Origin of the sequence: Chryseolinea lacunae (assembly GCF_016735595.1) — a bacterium.
Taxonomy (GTDB): Bacteria; Bacteroidota; Bacteroidia; order Cytophagales; family Cyclobacteriaceae; genus Chryseolinea; species Chryseolinea lacunae.
In genome coordinates this window covers 795,599-813,644 of the sequence record NZ_JAERRB010000003.1, presented here as the reverse complement: position 1 = coordinate 813,644, position 18,046 = coordinate 795,599, and the positions used below count along the sequence as shown (strand labels likewise).

Annotated in this window: 16 protein-coding genes; 5 read left to right on the top strand and 11 right to left on the bottom strand. The window is 51.0% G+C overall.

The window, feature by feature from the left end; all coding sequences use genetic code 11:
* Positions 1 to 423: 423 nt before the first annotated feature.
* From JI741_RS12760 to JI741_RS12735, 6 genes are all read right to left on the bottom strand, one after another.
* Positions 424 to 945 carry a DUF2480 family protein gene (locus JI741_RS12760; protein ID WP_202009907.1) on the bottom strand — a complete coding sequence of 174 codons (522 nt, stop codon included), beginning with the start codon at positions 943 to 945 and terminating at the stop codon, positions 424 to 426.
* A gap of 39 nt (positions 946 to 984) precedes the next feature.
* Positions 985 to 1,674, bottom strand: a complete 690-nt coding sequence (tsaB, locus tag JI741_RS12755) for a tRNA (adenosine(37)-N6)-threonylcarbamoyltransferase complex dimerization subunit type 1 TsaB (RefSeq protein WP_202009905.1) — start codon at positions 1,672 to 1,674, stop codon at positions 985 to 987.
* The gene (locus JI741_RS12750) at positions 1,652 to 3,322 is read right to left on the bottom strand and encodes a S41 family peptidase (RefSeq protein WP_202009903.1); all 1,671 of its coding nucleotides are present in this window, start codon (positions 3,320 to 3,322) and stop codon (positions 1,652 to 1,654) included. Before JI741_RS12750 ends, tsaB begins: the two co-directional genes overlap by 23 nt.
* On the bottom strand, positions 3,306 to 3,677 hold the full coding sequence (gene rnpA / locus JI741_RS12745; RefSeq protein WP_202009900.1) for a ribonuclease P protein component: 372 nt from the start codon (positions 3,675 to 3,677) through the stop codon (positions 3,306 to 3,308). Before rnpA ends, JI741_RS12750 begins: the two co-directional genes overlap by 17 nt.
* 49 nt (positions 3,678 to 3,726) lie before the next feature.
* Positions 3,727 to 3,888, bottom strand: a complete 162-nt coding sequence (gene rpmH, locus JI741_RS12740) for a 50S ribosomal protein L34 (protein WP_202009898.1) — start codon at positions 3,886 to 3,888, stop codon at positions 3,727 to 3,729.
* A gap of 161 nt (positions 3,889 to 4,049) precedes the next feature.
* Positions 4,050 to 5,045 carry an adenosine kinase gene (locus tag JI741_RS12735; RefSeq protein ID WP_202009896.1) on the bottom strand — a complete coding sequence of 332 codons (996 nt, stop codon included), beginning with the start codon at positions 5,043 to 5,045 and terminating at the stop codon, positions 4,050 to 4,052.
* Between the two features lie 746 nt (positions 5,046 to 5,791).
* Here JI741_RS12735 and JI741_RS12730 point away from each other — a divergent pair.
* Positions 5,792 to 6,418: a TlpA family protein disulfide reductase gene (locus JI741_RS12730; protein ID WP_202009894.1), complete on the top strand. Its 627-nt coding sequence runs from the start codon at positions 5,792 to 5,794 to the stop codon at positions 6,416 to 6,418.
* Positions 6,419 to 6,466: 48 nt separating this feature from the next.
* The gene (locus tag JI741_RS12725; RefSeq protein ID WP_202009892.1) at positions 6,467 to 8,251 is read left to right on the top strand and encodes a PAS domain S-box protein; all 1,785 of its coding nucleotides are present in this window, start codon (positions 6,467 to 6,469) and stop codon (positions 8,249 to 8,251) included.
* 70 nt (positions 8,252 to 8,321) lie between these two features.
* Here the strand turns inward: JI741_RS12725 and JI741_RS12720 are convergent, their stop codons facing one another.
* The 3 genes from JI741_RS12720 to JI741_RS12710 form a co-directional block, all read right to left on the bottom strand.
* On the bottom strand, positions 8,322 to 9,233 hold the full coding sequence (locus tag JI741_RS12720; protein WP_202009889.1) for a glycerophosphodiester phosphodiesterase: 912 nt from the start codon (positions 9,231 to 9,233) through the stop codon (positions 8,322 to 8,324).
* Positions 9,234 to 9,313: 80 nt separating this feature from the next.
* Entirely contained in the window at positions 9,314 to 12,109 is a 2,796-nt protein-coding gene (locus JI741_RS12715; RefSeq protein ID WP_202009888.1) for an outer membrane beta-barrel protein, read from the bottom strand.
* A 42-nt stretch (positions 12,110 to 12,151) separates the two neighbouring features.
* Positions 12,152 to 12,892 (bottom strand): GLPGLI family protein, encoded by a 741-nt coding sequence (locus JI741_RS12710; RefSeq protein WP_202009886.1) that lies wholly within the window; start codon positions 12,890 to 12,892, stop codon positions 12,152 to 12,154.
* A 142-nt stretch (positions 12,893 to 13,034) separates the two neighbouring features.
* Here JI741_RS12710 and JI741_RS12705 point away from each other — a divergent pair, with 142 nt between their 5' ends.
* Both JI741_RS12705 and JI741_RS12700 read left to right on the top strand, forming a co-directional pair.
* Positions 13,035 to 14,519 carry a sensor histidine kinase gene (locus tag JI741_RS12705; protein WP_202009883.1) on the top strand — a complete coding sequence of 495 codons (1,485 nt, stop codon included), beginning with the start codon at positions 13,035 to 13,037 and terminating at the stop codon, positions 14,517 to 14,519.
* A gap of 55 nt (positions 14,520 to 14,574) precedes the next feature.
* Positions 14,575 to 15,273, top strand: coding sequence for a response regulator transcription factor (locus JI741_RS12700; protein ID WP_202009881.1), 699 nt, complete (start codon positions 14,575 to 14,577; stop codon positions 15,271 to 15,273).
* Here JI741_RS12700 and JI741_RS12695 read toward each other — a convergent pair.
* Positions 15,255 to 15,968 (bottom strand): response regulator transcription factor, encoded by a 714-nt coding sequence (locus tag JI741_RS12695; protein ID WP_202009879.1) that lies wholly within the window; start codon positions 15,966 to 15,968, stop codon positions 15,255 to 15,257. The two genes, JI741_RS12700 and JI741_RS12695, sit on opposite strands and share 19 nt — an antisense overlap.
* 3 nt (positions 15,969 to 15,971) lie before the next feature.
* Positions 15,972 to 17,243 carry a sensor histidine kinase gene (locus JI741_RS12690; RefSeq protein WP_202009877.1) on the bottom strand — a complete coding sequence of 424 codons (1,272 nt, stop codon included), beginning with the start codon at positions 17,241 to 17,243 and terminating at the stop codon, positions 15,972 to 15,974.
* A 145-nt stretch (positions 17,244 to 17,388) separates the two neighbouring features.
* Here JI741_RS12690 and JI741_RS12685 point away from each other — a divergent pair, with 145 nt between their 5' ends.
* Positions 17,389 to 18,018, top strand: coding sequence for a YceI family protein (locus tag JI741_RS12685; RefSeq protein ID WP_202009875.1), 630 nt, complete (start codon positions 17,389 to 17,391; stop codon positions 18,016 to 18,018).
* Positions 18,019 to 18,046: the final 28 nt, after the last annotated feature.

The following is an 18,046-nucleotide window of genomic DNA, read 5'->3' as shown; positions in this document are numbered from 1 at the left end:
TTTGAAACCTGGACTCTCGTTTATCCTTTTTCTTATTCAAGAAATCAATCACGAAACATCCCAACCTCGCGGCTATAATGTTCCATGGGTCCGCTATCAATTATCATCCATTCAAAGAACGTGGTCAATCCGCCAGTGGGCGAATAACGTGTGAGTTTCTCAACCCATTCTGAAAACCCTTCCGATTTTCAGCCCTTATTTTCAATTTGGGAGTGCAAAGGTACTTGTTCCGGTTTCACTTTGCAAGTTTTTTTAAAACTTTTTTTCTTTTCTCCATTTCCCCTGCCCTGCTAGCAAAAGGGTCCCAAATGTAGCTAGCGATTGATAACCTGCAAAAAAAATTCAAAAATTAGTTATCCACATCGTGGTTTGCAGGGATGTTTAAACGCGAATGACCCTGATTAAGAGAACATTATGATTTGCTTAATTTTTTGGCTTTTTATACAACGGAACCGTGCTGCAAGGCTCTCCGAACATAATACTGGCCGAAAACTTTTTTAAATTATTTGTTGCCTCCACATAAATGGCCACCGGAACGTCAACTTTACTGCATCCTTTCACCACAACTTTTGCATTTTCGAAGCGCGACCAGTCGATTTCGCGCAGATTTTTTTTGAAAATTTCTGTTTCCAGCGCTTCCAGGTTTCCAAAAACTACCTGTTTTGCATGGGGCTCGAGCGCAATGGCCACCAACATGAAGGCCCATGTGGGCACGATGGCGTCGGCGGTGCAGGTGATGGCGACGAATTTATTTTGATAATTCGACCAATTGTGCTGGCGGATGAATTCGCGAAAATCTTTTTCTTTCAGGATGAGCTCCTGGTATAGTTGGTCTTTTATGTCGAGCAACACCCGTTCGCCCGGTTCATAATAGTGTTCCAGATCGAAGGTAACGAGGGCGCTGCTGGCTACTTTATTGATGATTTGATCTTGTGCGTCTTCCATGATGTTTCTAGAACATAAATGTTGTGCGATTTTGTTCGGCTAGGGCTGATTTAGGCTGGCCGGTTTCTTGATCATGAACTCCTTCAGATAGAAAGGTTCGAAGTGCACCAGGTCTTCGATGCGTTGTTGTTGAAATTTTGTCCATGCCAGCGCCCCCAGGTTAGCTGCCGAGGGTGTGATGCCTGAAATAAAAATTGCGTTGGGATGGGTGATGACGGGCCGGCATTTGTCTGCGCCGTTTCCAAAAAAAATGATCGGGCCTTCTTCCAGTTCTTTTTCAAAACTATGTTCATCGATGACCTTGGCTTCCACGGCCTGCAGCGCGGTGTTGCCGGCATCAAAGATCTGGCAATAGACTTCCATGCGGCGTGCGTCGATCATGGGGCAAAGGCGTGCCTTTGACACGTTGGTGGCGTTGACCTGCGCGGCCATGATCTCGAGCGTGCCCACGGCTACCAGCGGAATGGAAAGTGCATAGCACAATCCTTTGGCTGTGGAGGTGCCGATGCGCAGGCCGGTGTATGAACCGGGGCCCGATGCCACGGCGACGGCACTAATATCTTTCAGGGTGACATCGGCTGTGCGCACCACCTGGTCGATGAGGGGGGCGAGCTTTGATGCATGAGAGTGTTCGCGATGCACTTCGGCCATGGACAGCAACGTGTTGTTTTCGTGCAGTGCCACGGAACAAACCGTGGTGGATGTTTCAAGGCTTAGGAGCAAGGGCATCGGACGTGGACAATGTTTTGTTGTAGGCGCCGGTGTCGTTCAGAATTTTCCGGGCTTCGAGAATGGTTTGGTCGCGGCTGGTGGACACGGCGGCCTGGCCTTCGTTGAGATTATAGTGAAACGCGATCTGTTCTTCCAGCAACCCCACGATTTCGGTTTTGAATCGCGTGAAGTCGGTGGACTTGAGTGCTTCCACTTTATTTTTCAACCCGGAGAGTTGCGTCTCCATGTCGTTATAGTAGCGTTCTTCCTTGGCCACTTCAATGAGCTGGTTGGTATTTTTTTCCAGCATGGTGGCGTATGAAAACTTTTGTGCTTTGAGAAAGTCTAAAAACTTTTCGTAGTCTTTGTCGGTGATGTGGAATGTGTTGAGCGCGGGCGGTGTGGGATTTTCGCCGCAGTAGCGTGTGGCATAGTCGAAGATCAATCCGTCGCTGACCATGGAGGCGGCCACAACGCTAAGGAATTCTTCCTGCATAACGATGTCGGGATCGAGGCCTCCGCCGTCGTAGACTTTGCGGCCGTGTTTGGTTCTGAATTCTGATTTGAGGGAGTCGGCCATTTTGTTGACCGTGCCGTCCTCTTTTCTATGTGTGTAGTCGAGTGCCTGAATGCAGCGGCCGCTGGGAATGTAGTATTTGGCTGTGGTGACTTTCAGTTGTGCGTTGTAGGCAAGTGGTCGTGTGGTTTGCACGAGGCCTTTGCCAAATGTTTTCCGGCCGATGAGCACGGCGCGGTCGTAGTCCTGCAGCGAGCCCGCCACAATTTCGGAGGCCGATGCACTGCCGTCGTTCACCAGGATGGCCATGGGGATTTCGGTGTCGATGGGATTGTTGAGCGTTTTGTATTGCTTGTTCCAGTCTTCGACTTTTCCTTTTGTGGACACCACTTCCTGGCCTTTGGCGACGAAGAGGCTCACGATGTTCACGGCTTCGTGCAACAGACCGCCGGGGTTGTCGCGAAGGTCGAGGATGAGACGGGTGGCGCCTTGTTGTTTCAGGGCGTGCAACGCGTCGGCTACTTCGCGCGAGGCGCCGGGCGTGAAATCGTCGAGTTTGATGTAGCCGGTGTTGGCTTCCACCAGGCCGTAGTAGCCGATGTTGGCCAGTGTTATTTTTTCGCGGGTGATTTTGAAGGTGATGATGTCGCGTTGCCCATAACGTTTCACTTTGAGTTCGAGGTCGGTTTTGGGTTGGCCTTTGAGCAGGGCGCTGACTTCGGAGGTGGATTTGCCTTGCAGGTTTTTGCCATCGATGGCAACGAGTTCGTCGCCCACATGGATGCCTGATCTGAAGGCGGGAAAGCTTCTGTAGGGATGTGTGACGATGGTTCTTTTATTGATGACGCCAATGAGCGCACCGATGCCGCCGTATTGCCCGGTGGTGGTGATGCGGAACGACTCCAGGTCGTCTTCGGGAATGTAGTCGGTGTAGGGATCGAGTGAGGCGAGCATGCCGTCGATGCCTTTGCGGATAAGTTTTTGGGGTTCCACCTCGTCGACATAGTAGGCGTTCACTTCTTTGAAAAGTGTGGCGAAAATGTCGAGGCTTTTGGCGATGTCGAAATATTTTTCTGCCGGTTTGCGGAAGGCTACCAGAAGGGCAACGGATGCCACCAACACGAAGGGCCATTTAATTCTTCTCCACATACTCGAACCGTTTAATGGTTTTCACTAGTCTCTCGTGAATTTGCACCGAGGGCAAAATGTCTTTCACACTATAAATATACGCAATGACCAATTTGTTCTGTGCCGGAAAGCGTTCCTTATTCAAGCGGTAGGCTTCGCGCATGCGGCGCTTGATGAGGTTGCGATCGACGGCCCGTTTGAAATTGCGTTTGGAGACCGAGATCAGAATTTGGTGAACGGGTGCCGCCGGATCGGGATGGGGCATGAAGAACACCTTGAAGGGGAACAAATAAAAAGAGGAACCCTTGTCGAAGAGTTCCTGTATGTGCTTTTCTTTTGAAAGTCGTTCTTCCTTTCGGAATGTAAATCTCCCCATGAGTTGAAATTAATCAATCTCCTGTGGGGACACGAAGGCTCAAAAGCAATTATTTATGCTTAACAGTCTTCTCGCTGGAAACGGTCAGCTTCTTGCGGCCGTTCTTTCTGCGGTTTGCCAACACCCGACGACCATTGGCCGTGGACATTCTCTCACGGAAACCGTGTTTGTTTTTTCTTTTTGTGCGGGAAGGTTGAAATGTACGTTTCATCGCGTTATGTGTTAACCCTTAAAAAATAAAGGGCTGCAAAGATGACCAGGATTTTCTGGTTTTGCAAGGTAATCGCTGAGGATTCCCCTAGTTTCTGCAGCCCTTGTCAAGTTATGAATTGAAAATCAGTGACTTACGAAGGATTTGCTCCTTTGGCCGAATTATGCTGTGAGGTCGGCCAAAACCTGTTTGGCTTGCTCGGTATGGAGCCGGGGGCCGAACTGCGACACCACACGCGACGAGGCGAGCGACGCCAGTTTGCCGGCGTCGGCATAGCTGTGGCCGTGGGTGATGGCATACATGAAGGCTCCCGAAAACATGTCGCCGGCGCCGTTGGTGTCGATGGCTTTCACTTTGTAGGGCTCTATATTAATATAGGTGTCGCCGTCGAAGATGAGGGCGCCGTTGGCGCCGAGGGTGATGGCAAAACGCTTGGCGACGCCGCGCAGTTTTTCGCGGGCTTCGTTCACAGAGTTTGTGCCGGTGAAGATCATGGCTTCTTCGTCGTTGCAGAACAGGAGGTCTACGCTGGCGCCTACGATTTGCTCCATTTGGGCGGAGAAATATTTGACCATGCTTGGATCGGAGAAGGTGAGTGCTACGTCGACTTTATTTTTTTCGGCAATTTTTTTTGCAGCCAGCATGGCTTCGAAGCCGTTGGGGCTTGCCACGAGGTAGCCCTCCATATATAGATAGGAAGAATCTTTGAGTGCGCCTTCGTCGAGGTGTTGGGGGCCGAAGATGGAGTTGACACCCAGGAAGGTGTTCATGGTGCGGCTTGCATCGGGCGATGTCATGACGAGACAACGACCGGTAAAGTCGACGGGGCAGTTTTCGAAGGTGAGGCTTGTGCCCATGCCGTTGCGTGCGGCGTCTTCGAGGAAAAATTTGCCGAGGTCGTCTTTGGCCACCATGCACGAATAGAAGCTGCGGCCGCCAAACTGGTTGATGGCTGCGAGGGTGTTGCCGGCCGAGCCGCCGCCCGACAGTTTGCTTTTGTTCATGTCGATGGCTTTCATCAACTCGATCTGACGTTTTTCGTCGACGAGGGTCATCACGCCCTTTTCGATGTTGTTCTTTTCGAAGAAGTCGAATTCTACTTCGGTGACGATATCGACGATGGCGTTTCCGATGCCATACACATCATATTTTTTCATGAGGGATTTGGATTTTGGATGCAATGATAAGAAGAATTTGAGGAGTTGCGAAGTTGGGATGGCGACAAGCCTGAAGTTGTGGGGATAAGGCTTCGAATGGTCGTGTTATGTTTTGTGAAGGTTCACTCATTTGTTGAATGAAAGTCATGTTTCTAAAAAAACGACTGTGGTTGACGTTTTCTCCCGGCCAGGGATGGTAGCGGAAAGCCCACAGCAGGGTTGGTTGGGCAGTGGGGCGAGGACTTGCAGCGGACAGCCCGGCCCCGTTCCGCCCAGCCGGGCGGAACGGGGAGGCCGCCCAAAATCATAGACTGTATCGGTAAATAATTTTTTGCGCGCTTAAAAAAATCTAAAACCATTTCGACTTAACCCTGTTAAAGGGCTTGGTAATGTGTAGCCCCACGTTGCCTTCTATGTTATCTGCTGTATTAATTTTTTTGGTTAATCGCTCGGGATGAGTTTGTCCGGGCGGGGAAGTTGTGTTTGCAAACGTTGTTGTTCGCGTAAATGGCTGTTTTTGATTTTTTTTTAACAACGATTTGCTGTGCTGCGAGATCTCTTGCGGCGTGTGACATCGTAGATACCTGAACTCTTTATCCTACGGTAAATGCCAGAACTGTTCGTCCATCCCAATCTAAAAAATTCCCTCCCAAACGTAGACGCTGGAACCCCTCCTTCGCGATTGCAGGGGCTCTGCCTGGCACTGGTTAGGTTTTTGGATATCTGTAACCGTCTCTAAAAACCCTATGACATCTTTGTCCGACGTAGCGAAACGATGGCTTGCAGCACTGGTGCTGACGGTCTTTGCTGTTGTGATTGTTTTGATTTTCTGGCAACAGGAATTGAAATACACGCTGCCCACACCTGTGCCGGCGGCCTATGCCGCCGTGCAACCCGGCGATGCTGTGACGTTGCCGATGTCGTTTCAAAAAGGTCATGCCTATTTCATTCACTTCTATAATCCCGATTGCCCGTGTTCGCGTTTCAATGCGCGTCACATTCAATCGCTGATGCAAGACCATGGCGACAGCGTTCACTTTGTGATTGTGGTGGCAAATGCTTCGATGATTGACGATGCGCGAAAAGCGTTGGGTGCTTCACTCACGTTTGTGACAGATCATGATGGCGCGGTGGCAAAAGCATGCGGGGTGTATTCCACGCCGCAAGCAGCTATTGTGAGTGGTGAGGGCACACTTTTTTATCGGGGCAACTATAATCGTGCGCGCTACTGCACATCGCGCGCTACCAATTTTGCAGAGCTGTCGTTGCTAGCGCTTTTGCAGCATGCACCACCGCCGATGTTTGGTTTGGCGGCGACTCAATCGTATGGCTGCGAGTTGAATGCGGCCGACGCTGATCCCATTTTTTTCTAATGTTTACGAATAAAGAAAAATAAAACGCGATAACCCGCACACACACCTATGGCAAATGAAATTGTTTTGACCCGGGCCGAAGAGAAGGAAGCCTTCCGGGAGGTTAATGAAAAATCGGACCGCATCATGAGTTTTGCGATCCTTGCTTACTTTGGTTTTGGTCTTTTTCTGTCTACGTTCTATGGAACACTTGTACTTGCGCTCGGCATTGGCGGTTTGTGCGTGGCCGTGTATTTTGTGACGCGGTCGTTGCTGCCCGAAACTAGTTTGTATCAGTATGTGATGAGCGCTGTGCTGGCCGTTTTTTCGGCGCAGTTCATCTATCAGATGCATGGCATGTTCGAGATGCACTTCTTCTTTTTTGTGGGCTCAGCATTGCTCATCACGTTTCGCAACTGGCGTTTGGTGATTCCGTTGCTGCTCCTCACCGTGGTGCATCACACGTTGTTTGCCTGGCTGCAATACAACGGCATGAAAGAAATTTATTTCACCCAGCTTGACTATATGGACCTGCAGGCGTTTCTCTTTCACGCGCTGCTGGCGGCTGTGATTATGTCGATCTGCGGCTACTGGGCCTATGACCTGGAACGCACCACGCGACGCGATGCTTTCAAAAATATTATCCTGGCTAAACAGCTCGCCAATGTGAAGAGCAACATCGCGTTTGCCGACAGCATGAGCAAAGGCAACCTGAACGTGGAGTATGGCGCGCTCGACAACACCGATGCGCTGGGCAAATCGCTCATCCTGATGCAGGAAAACCTGCGCATAGCCAATGCACGCGAGCAGGAAGACAAATTTATTACGGTGGGCATCACAAAGGTGAGTGACATTATCCGTCATCACGGTAATGATTTTGAGAAGCTGTCGCACGAGTTCATCAGTGGTCTGGTGAAGTACACACAGCTTAACCAGGGCGCGCTCTTCCTGCAAGAGGAAGACGAAAACGGCGAAGCCTATCTGACCCTGTCAGCATGTTATGCTTATGACCGAAAAAAACATTTGCAGATGCGTGTAGGTCTTGGCGAGGGTTTGGTTGGCCAGTGTTATCTGGAACGTGATGAGATCTACCTGACCAAGGTGCCCGAAAACTATACGCGCATCACCTCCGGGTTGGGCGAAGCCACGCCAGGTTGTATTCTGCTGGTGCCTGTGAAAACACAGGATGCCGTGGTGGGTGTGATTGAGCTGGCGTCGTTCAGGCCCTTGTTGCCCCACGAAAAACAATTCATTCACAAGGCTGCTGAGAACATTGCGTCGGCCATTATCTCGTCGCGCACCACGGATCGCATCAAGCGGTTGTTAACCGAGTCGCAGCAGAAGGCCGAAGAGTTGCGTGCGCAGGAAGAAGAGATGCGTCAGAATATGGAAGAGCTTTCGGCCACACAGGAAGAAATGAGCCGCAAGGCCACCGAAACCGAAAACCGTATCAACGCCATTGAAGAAAGCGGCATCTCGTCGATCGAGTTCGATCTGGACGGTACCATTCTGCAAGCCAATCGTCACTTTTTGGGACTGATGGGTTATTCGCTGAATGAAATCACCGGCAAACACCACCGTATTTTTGTGGATCCGAAAACCGCTTCGTCGGCGGACTATGCTGAGTTCTGGGAAGATCTTCGTCGTGGTGTGCCGCGTCCGGGTGAGTATAGCCGCGTGACCAAGTCGGGGGCCAGGGTTTTTATCAAAGGAAGTTATTCCATCATTCGCGATCAGCAAGGGAAACCGGTGCGCATTCTGAAACTGGCCACGGACATTACACAGCTGAAAAAACAACAGGAGCTGATGATCGACGAAAAGGATTTTAATGCGCCGATTATTTCCTACCAATAACGCAGCCACGTGTCTTTGACATATCCGGGCCATCCTGAAAAGGGTGGCCCTTTTTTGTGGGACGATGACGTTATTTCCGTGCGATGTTCAGCGTCATCTTATACTTGCGTGCGCGGTCGGGATAGTCGGTGATGATGCCGTCGACGCCCATGCCTTTGAGGGAGAGCATGTCTGACACTTCGTTGACCGTCCAGGGGATGACGCGAATTTTTTCCTGGTGCAGGTGATGGACTTTTTCTTTGTTGATGAGCTTGTAGTAAGGACTATAGATGGACGGTTTGAAACCCAGCGCGGCGAGGTTGGCATCGATCGATTTGGTGTTCTCGACCAGTGCGGCCAACCGGATGGCGGGATATTTTTTATGCCAGTACTGCAACACGCGGAAGTCGAACGATTGAATGACGAGGCGGTCGAGGGGTATGTATTCGTCAACAAGTGTGTAGACAAGGTCTGAGAACTCCTCGATGGAGGGTTGGTATTTTTTTTCGTCTTCGGGCGAGCTTTTGATCTCGATGTTATAGTCCACTTCGTAGGACCCGTAGTTTTTGATTTGCGTTTCCACGGCCACCAGCACATCGCTGAGCAGGGGTTTGGAGATTTTCATCTTGAGCTGCTGCGGAAACTTCTCGTTGCCTTTTGAGCCACAGTCGAAGCGTTTCACTTCGTCGTAGGTCATCTGGTAGATGTTATACTTTTTTTCAGCCTTATCGGAGAACTCGTTGCCGGTGGAATCGTAGCAAATGCCGGCCGACATCCACGGTTCGTGCGACACCACCACTTGTTTGTCTTTGGTGATGACCACATCCATCTCCAGCGTGGTGACGCCCGTGTCGAGGGCGGCGATGAAAGCGGGGATAGAATTTTCAGGACGCAGGCCACGGGCTCCGCGATGACCTTGCACGTCGAATCGGGGAATATACTGAGTGGACGCTGCCATGCTGAAGAAGGCGAACAGGATAAGAAAAGGAAATCGTAGACGCATAGAACAAAGATAGGAGCGACGGCTACACCTGACAAGTGTTTTTCAAAAACACACGTCAGGCTTTCGGTGCAAGGCGGCTCCTAGCGTTGAATGCGAATCATGCCGCCCCGTGGCCGCGCGCCCATGGGATTGAGATGTTTGTTGAGGGCATAGGTGAAACTCACCAGAAAGTAGCGCCCCAGCGAATTGGTGGTTTGGCGCTGAAAGTAGTTGACGTCGGCCTGCTGCGACACACCCAGGTTTTTGTCGAGCAAATTGTTGACGGCAAATTTCAACTCGCCGCTTTTGTTTTTCAGGATGAAGCGCGACACCGACAGGTTGAACAAGGGGATGGACTGCTCATAGTCGGTGGTGATGCTTTGGTAGACCAGATAGTCGAACGACGTGTTGAACGAGTAGTGTTTGAGAAAGCTGAGGTTTGATTCGGCGCTATAGGTCTTGTTGAAGAAGAGCTGGTCGGCCTGGGTGTTAAACTCATAGTCGGTTGACTGGCGGCTAAGGTTGGCGCTGAGGTCGAGGTCAAAAATTTCTTTGTAGCGGAAGTTGTAGCGAAACGTTCCGCCCACCGTGTTTTGGGCGATGTTGCTTTCGGTGTCATTCAAGACGTTGACACCGTTCTGGCGGGTGGCCGTGGCGGTGAGGCCGAAGCGGCTGTTCAGTTTTGTGAACGGAAAACTGTAGGTGGCATTGCCGGTGACGCGCATGTTACGATCTACGTTGACGGGTTTCGAGATGCGCACCTGCTGATCGGTGATGGTCTGCGAGGTGGTGATGGCGTTGCGCGTGAGCGTGGCATCGACAAACACAAAGAAGCTGGAGAAGTTTGCCGGGTTGAAGGTGGTGAAGTTGAAACGCCAGTCGTGTGCATAGGCCGGGCTCAGATCTGGGTTGCCCGTGCTCATGTTCAGCGGGTCGCTGTTATCGACCACGGGTTGCAGTTGTTGCAGCGATGGTTCCTGCACCGATGCTTCATAGTCAAGCCGCAGGTGTTTGCTGGTAGTGAAGTCGTAGTTGAAGCGGGCCACGGGCAGTATGTTCTGATACGACTTTTCGATTTTGGTGTTGGTAAGCTTCAGGTCACCGTCGAGATAGGTCTGCTGCAATGTCGAGCCTACGGTGAGATTATATTTCGACCGGTTCATTCTGAAGTTCAGTCCACCGCGGTGGTATTGATAGTCGCTGGTGTATTGATTGCTCAGTGCCGTGTTGAGGGTAGCTTCGCCGTTGTTGAGATCATAGACAAGGCGGTTCACGTCGTTCAGGTTGCTGCGGAAGGCATAGTTTGCTTCCAGGTACAAACGATGGCCAAGGGGTTCGGTGTAGGAAAAGTTGACACCGTATGAATTGTTGCGTGTGTCTTGCCGGTTGGTTTGCAGGATGTGATTTGTGCCTGTGTTTTCGCCATAGAATGTTGTGGTGGCATCCTGCTGGCCGTCGCGGTCGGTGTCGGTCACACCCAGGGTTAGGTTGGTCGACAGGGTTCTGCCCTTCTTTGCGAATTTATGGCGCCACAACAGTGTGGAGTTGAGTGTGGTGGTGTTGCCAAACGAGGCCGTTTGGCGCACGCCTTCGTTGGCGGTGGTGCCGTCGGCATCCAGGTTTTTGCTGCTGCTGTTTTCTTTTGTGTCGGTTTGGTTGTAGGCGAGCGAGGTGGTCCAGCGCAGGGAATTGAGCGAATCGATTTTGTGATCGAGCACCGTGTTGAGCCTGTGGTTCTGGTTGGTGTTGTGTTGCCGACTGGTTTGATTGAAGGTGAGGTTGCCGGTGGGGAAATAGTTGATGCGGTCGGTATACTGATCGAGGTTGTGATCGAGAGCATTGAAGAAGTAGCTGCTGTTGAGTTCTGTTTTGGTGTTGAATGTTTTGTTATAGTTGAGACCGCCGCCATAGTTGCTCATGATGCCGGTGTTGCGTCCGCCAAAGCTGAGCGGCACGCCGCTTTGGTTGTTGCTGTTCACCTGGATGCGCACGGGTCCGCCGCCGCGTGCCATCTGCTGGCTGCCCCCAGTGAAGGTCATGTAATCGTCGATGGAGAAACCCTGGTCGTTCACGTTGTTGGCCATGCCGAGAAACGAAATCTGCTCGCCTTTGGTGAAGCGGTTCAGGCTGGCGCGCGCAGCATAACGATTGTTGCTGCCGAATCCGGCCGTGGCGTTGCCAAAAAAGCCTTTGCGTTTTTCTTCTTTCAATTCAAGGTTGATGGTTTTTTCGCGTTGCCCGTCGTCGATGCCCGAGAAGGCGGCCTGGTCTGACTTCTTGTCGAACACCTGCACTTTCTTGATGGCGTCGGCGGGCAGGTTTCGGGTGGCCAGTTTGGGGTCGGTGCCAAAAAAAGGTTTGCCATCCACCATCACGCGTTGCACTTGTTCGCCCTGGGCGCGAATGGTGCCGTCGGCATCCACTTCAACACCGGGAAGTTTTTTGAGCAGGTCTTCCACCACAGCGTTTTGCTTCACGGTCTTGAACGACTCGGCGTTGAACTCGATGGTGTCTTTCTTTAATGTGACGGGCGCGCGGTCGGCTTCCACCGTCACTTCGGCCAACAAGCTTGATTTGGGTTGCATGCTGAGCACACCCAGGTCCACTACGGCCTGGCCCGGCTGAGGATCGATACGTTTTGTGAGCGGTGCATAGCCCACAAATGTAACTTTGAAAAGGTAGGGTTCCGCATTCAGGTTTTTGATTTGAAACGAACCATCCGTTTGTGTGGTGCCGAAGTTCACCAAGGAAGAATCTTTCGGACTCAACACCATGAGCGTGGCCGCGGGCAACGCAACGTGTGCGCTGTCTACCAGCTGACCCTGAATGGTTAGCTTTTGCGCCACCGCCGTGGTACCAGCACATACAAACAACAGCAGTAAAAGTTTCTTCAGCATACGCGATGGCAAATAGAACGATGTAGGGAAAGGTTAAGACTATTAATTACGGATCATCATGTTGCCTCCATTGGCGCGCATGCGTTCAATTTGTGCGGCCATCATCTTCGTGAATTCTGCCTGAGTAATATTCTGGCCGTCGGTGGGCACTTTCAATTCGTTTTTCTTCAGCGCACGCATTTCAATTTTTTCGGCTGTGATGATGCGTTCACCGTCGTTGATGTCTACCTGAAGGATTGTGCCGGGTAGTGTGTTAAAATTTTCCGGACCCATGGAAGCCCGGAGCTGGCCGGTATACCACGCCACCACGTTTTGTTTTCGTTCTTCGTTATAGAAGCTGGCGCGCTTGCAGGAATAGCCCTGAATGGTTTTGGTTTCTGTTCCGAATTTCCACGGCGAAATTTTCACGGTGTCGTCGATGCGATAGCGCTTGCCCATGAACTCTTGCGACACCACGCGACGTCCCGTTCCGCGATGCGTATAGATGCGGGCGTTGGGTCGGGCAAAACGCATGCGCACCGGGCCACGGTCGTTGCCAAATTCTTCTTCGTCATCTTCCTCCACGGGCGCATAGAGCGACTCGGTGGTATTGAAGAAGAGCTGGTCTTTCACGATGTTGAATTCGGGAAGCTGATCTTTCATTTCCTGGCGGTCGGGTGGCAAGCGACGATGCATGCTGGTTTTCACTTCGTAGGTAATGACCCCTTCGCCAACCTGGCCCACCACCATGTGAACCGCGGCGAGCATGGCCAGCACGCCCAACAGTAGAAGTATTCGTTTCATAGTTGTGTTAAAATTCATGTGACTTTCTTCGCCAGTAAAAGTACGTGGCCCGAAATCCGAAACGGGTTAACGAAGCTGAATGGAATGTTAATTAAGGTTAAAGGCATTCGGGGCCACCACGAAAGAGTGCTACCTTTGAGCTATGAAGAAACGGACCGATCTGCTTTCGCTTGCCCTCATGATCTGCAGCCTTGTGTTGCTGGTGGTGTTGCAGGTGCTGTGGCTGAAAAGCTCTTATGAAAAGGCCTTCTTTGATTTCAAACGCGAAACCAACTACCTGTTCAGAACCACCGTGTTCACACTCCGCGATTCGCTGCTGGCAAAACGCATTGAGCCCATAACATCCTCTACAGACACAACGTCGCTGTTGATGGGCGCACGCCTTCGCCGAACCATGCCTCTGCCAGGAAAAGACTCCATTCACCGCCGTGTGAAAGTTTTAGGCAAGGACGCCGACATACAGATCTTTGTTACGTCTGCCGACAGCACGCACCCCATCGGTGAGATGCTTCCGCCACTGACACACAAGATTCGCAGCAAACCAGGACGCTACAACTACTTTATCCGCTATGGACAGGACACGCTGAACATCGACAGCCTGTCGCAACATTATGCAATGGCTTTGGCGCGGGCCAAACGACCCGCGTCGTTCACCATCAGACACGTGGTGGTGAAACAGCCCGTGTTCCCATTGGAAGAACGGAGAAAAAATGACGACGACGACAATCGCGGACGACCACGGTTGTTTCGCGACACGCTGTTCTCGGAATATGTTCACATCAGTCCACTCGATCGTTATGCGGCGGCATTCCCCGGAGTTCCAAAATTGTTGTTAAGAGAAATTGCACCGCAGCTTATTTTTTCCTTTTTCCTCACGTGCATCACCGCGGGCTCGTTCTTCGTGCTCTATCGCAGCATGCGCGCCCAACGCCAACTGATCGCGTTGAAGAACGACTTCATCAGCAACATCACCCACGAATTGAAAACGCCGGTGGCCACGGTGAGTGTGGCGTTGGAGGCACTGAAAAGTTTTAATGCCAAAGACAATCCACAACTCACGGCCGAATATCTCGACATCGCGCAAGGCGAATTGAAACGCCTCAGTGAAATGACCGACAAAATCATGGAAACCTCGATGCTGGAAAGCGAAGGCCGCGAATTGACAGCCGAACCTTTCGCACTGGATGTTTTGCTCGAACAAATTCTCACGTCCATGAAGCCCGTGCTTGAAAAACGAAATGCAAAACTGGATTACCGCAAAGAGGGTGAACGTTTTGTGATGACCGGGGTGGCCGTGAATGTGTCGTATCTATTATATAATCTGCTTGACAACGCGTTGAAGTATAGCGCAGGCGAACCCGTCATCGCGGTGGTATTGAAAAGCGAGGGCTCGTTGCTTCGGCTCTCTGTGCAGGACAACGGACCCGGCATTGATGCGGCCTATCACAAAAAAGTATTTGAAAAATTCTTCCGTGTGCCCACGGGCAACGTTCACAACACAAAGGGCTATGGCCTTGGCCTCAGCTATGTGGCCGGTGTGGTGAAAAAACATCAGGGCAAACTTGAGCTCGACAGTGCGCCGGGTGCCGGCAGCACCTTCATCATTACCTTTCCCACAAAACAATAAGCAACCCAGATCTTCCCTTGTTATCTTGAACGACAATCGCAGTCCTCTTTCCACTATGTCAAAAACCAAAATCCTGTATGTTGAAGACGAACCGTTTCTGGGACGGATTGTGAAGGAAAGCCTGGAGAGTCGCGACTTCGAGGTGGTGATGGTGACGGACGGAAACGATGTGGACGCGGCTTTCAAGATGACGCAGCCCGACCTGTGTGTGCTCGACATCATGTTGCCCACCAAAGACGGCTACACCCTGGCCAAAGAAATTCGCGTGCTGGCACCTGGCATTCCCATCATTTTTGTGACGGCCAAAGTGCAGACCGAAGATTTGCTGAAAGGATTTGAAGCGGGCGGCAACGATTATTTGCGAAAGCCCTTCAGCATGGAAGAACTGATTGTTCGAATCAACAACCTGCTGCATCTCACGCAATCGCAAAAACCAACCCACACCTCCACATCGCCGGAATCTATTGCCATCGGGCACTTTGAGTTTTTGCCGCTGCGCTACGAACTGCGCGTGAACGACAAGGCCCGGCAACTCTCCCACCGCGAGTCAACGCTGTTGCAGATGTTGATCGACAACAAAAACGCGACAGTACTGCGCAAAGACATTCTGTTAAAACTTTGGGGCGATGATTCGTTTTTTAATTCACGGAACCTCGATGTCTACATCACCAAGTTGCGCGACTATCTGAAAGAAGATCCTGCCATCAAGATCATCACCATTAAAGGTATTGGCTATCACTTTTCAGTGGGCTGAGGCGCAGTGATCACCTCCAGTTTGTAGCCCACACCATGAATGGTCTGGATGTTCACGGCGGGTTCGTCTTTAAAAATTTTGCGAAGTCTCGATATAAACACATCCATGCTTCTGCCCACGAAGTAGCCTTCATCTTCCCAAATGGCCTTCTGAATGATGTCTCTTTCAATCACTTTGTTCTGATGCATGCAAAATAGCCTTAGCAACTTGGCTTCCTTGCGCGTGAGTTCCACCACAGCATGGTCGTTTGAAATCTGTTGCTGATTGAAGTGGAACGTGAATGTGGCCAGCGAATACGAGAACTGTTCGTCGGCCTTGGTCGGCGTGTTGTAGACGCGCTTCACGATGGCTTCGATGCGCAGCAAAAATTCTTCGAGGCTAAAAGGTTTGGTGATGTAGTCGTCGGCACCAATCTTGAATCCGTGGATGCGGTCTTCTTTCAGATTCTTGGCCGTTAAGAACACAATGGGAATTTGCACATTGAGCCGACGGATGTCGGTGGCGAGTGTGAATCCATCTTTCTTGGGCAACATCACATCGACCACGCAAAGGTCGAACGATTCTTTCATGAATGTGCTCAGGGCGGTTTGCCCGTCTTCGATGGCGCACACGGAGTAGCCTGCCATCTCCAGGTTGTCTTGCAACATGAAGCGCATGTTCTCGTCGTCTTCCACCAAAAGAATCCTGCGGCTCATGGCTTAACAGTTTTCAAAATACAATTCGAAGCAGCTTCCATGTTGCGGCTCGCTCGTCACCGACACGCGTCCCCGGTGTGCCTCCACAATTTTTTGCACGTAGGTGAGGCCAAGACCATAGCCCTTCACATCGTGCACGTTTCCCGTCGAGGCCCGATAGAATTTATCAAAGATGTATTGCTGCACTTCACGGCGTATGCCAATGCCTTTGTCGGCAATCGCGATGAGGATGCCATGGGGTTTGTTGATGGTGGTGACCGTGATGTCGGGTTTGTCGGGCGAATATTTGTCGGCGTTGTCCAGCAGGCTATAGAAAATGTTGGTGAGGTGAAATTCGTCGGCAAACACAAACGGCTGCAAGGCATCCAGTTTGCCACGCAACTGGCCCTGACGGTTTTGGATGCGCATCTGGAAATTCTGAATCACTTCTTCCATGAGGCTGTTCACATTCACTTCTTTCTTTGTCAAAGCAATCTCGCCCTTCTCAAACAGTGAAGCCTGCAACACCTGTTCCACCTGAAACTTTAACCGGCGGTTTTCCTGGTAGATGATGTTGGCGTAGTGCACGGCTTTTTGTTCGTCAAGTCGTCCGCTGCCGGCGCGCAACACTTCACTGGCCAGCGAGATGTTGGTGATGGGCGTTTGAAGCTCGTGCGTGATGTTGTTCATGAAGTCGGTCTTGATCTCGGAAAGCTTTTTTTGTTTTTGCAGATCGACCACCAGGTATGCGAACAGCGCAAGAATAAACACAAAAGCACAAGCCGAAACGATCCAGAACATCATGCCGCCCACGATGTCGGTTTGTTTATCGGGAAAGGTGATCATAAAATCCATGGGAATGCGAGCCTCGGCCATGCGCGATCTGCATGTGGCCGTGTCGGTCGTGTACGCACCATTCAGGTAAAGATTTCCTAAAATAATGCCCGTGCGATTCTTATCATACACCGTAAGCTCGAACGGGGCATCAAGACCATGTCGCACAAAGGTTTTTCGCAAACTCGAATCCAGGGCCGCATAGGAAAGTGTGTGGTTCAGATCAACATAAAACGAATTCGACGCCGTCATCACCACTGGGCGGATCGTCGACGTGGTGTCGCCTTCCGCTTTCAGCAAGTCGTTTGTCAAGGCACGCAGTGCGAGGTTCACTTTGTCGTTAAATTGTTTTTCGCGCACATCATAGGCACTCCTGAACCAATACACCTGCACGGCAAGCAAGCCCACAATGGCCACCACGGCAGCCACCACCACGCTTTTGAAAATGTTTTGTCTGTTCATGATGCCTTTTATTATGCTCAGTAAAAATAACCCGTAAAACGATCGCTCTTTAAAAATTTACAAATCATTAACATCTTTTTACACGGGTTTTACGAACGGGCATTTTCCCCCGGATAGGTTTGCTGCACACAAAATCAAAATACCCATGAAAACAAAACTTCACCACCATCTTTTTTTTCTCCTTTGCCTGTGGCCGCTTATGAGCAGTTTCACCGAGAAAAATGAGGGACTTTCCATACTGATTGTCGATCCTCAAAACAGCACGGTGTTATGGACCGGCTCCTATACCTTCAATTTCAACGAACATCGCGGCGCCATCAAACTCCTGAAGGGCGAGATCGAGATGACTGGCGAACAGATCACCGGCGGTTCGTTTGTGCTCGACATGACCAGCATAGAAAACCACGACATGCGTGGCGACTCCGCGGCGAGGGACCTGGAAAAACATTTGAAGAGCAGCGACTTCTTTGATGTGGCCAAGTTTCCCAAGGCACTGTTCACCATCACCAAAGCCACACCTGTGACCGCAAACGCCGGCGAGCCCAACTATGAAATCACCGGCAACCTGACGTTGAAGGGCGTGAAAAACACACTCACCTTCCGCGCCACATCCACGAAGGTGAATGGCGAGCTGAAGGTTTCGGCAAAGTTGAAGTTTGACCGCACGCGCTGGAACGTTCGCTACGACTCGGGTAAGTTTTTCTCCAACATCGGCGACGGTGCAATCTCCGATGCCATAGGCCTTGAGATTTTGCTTGTGGCCAACGGTTGCTAATCACATTTACAGTAGCCTTCTAAAAAAA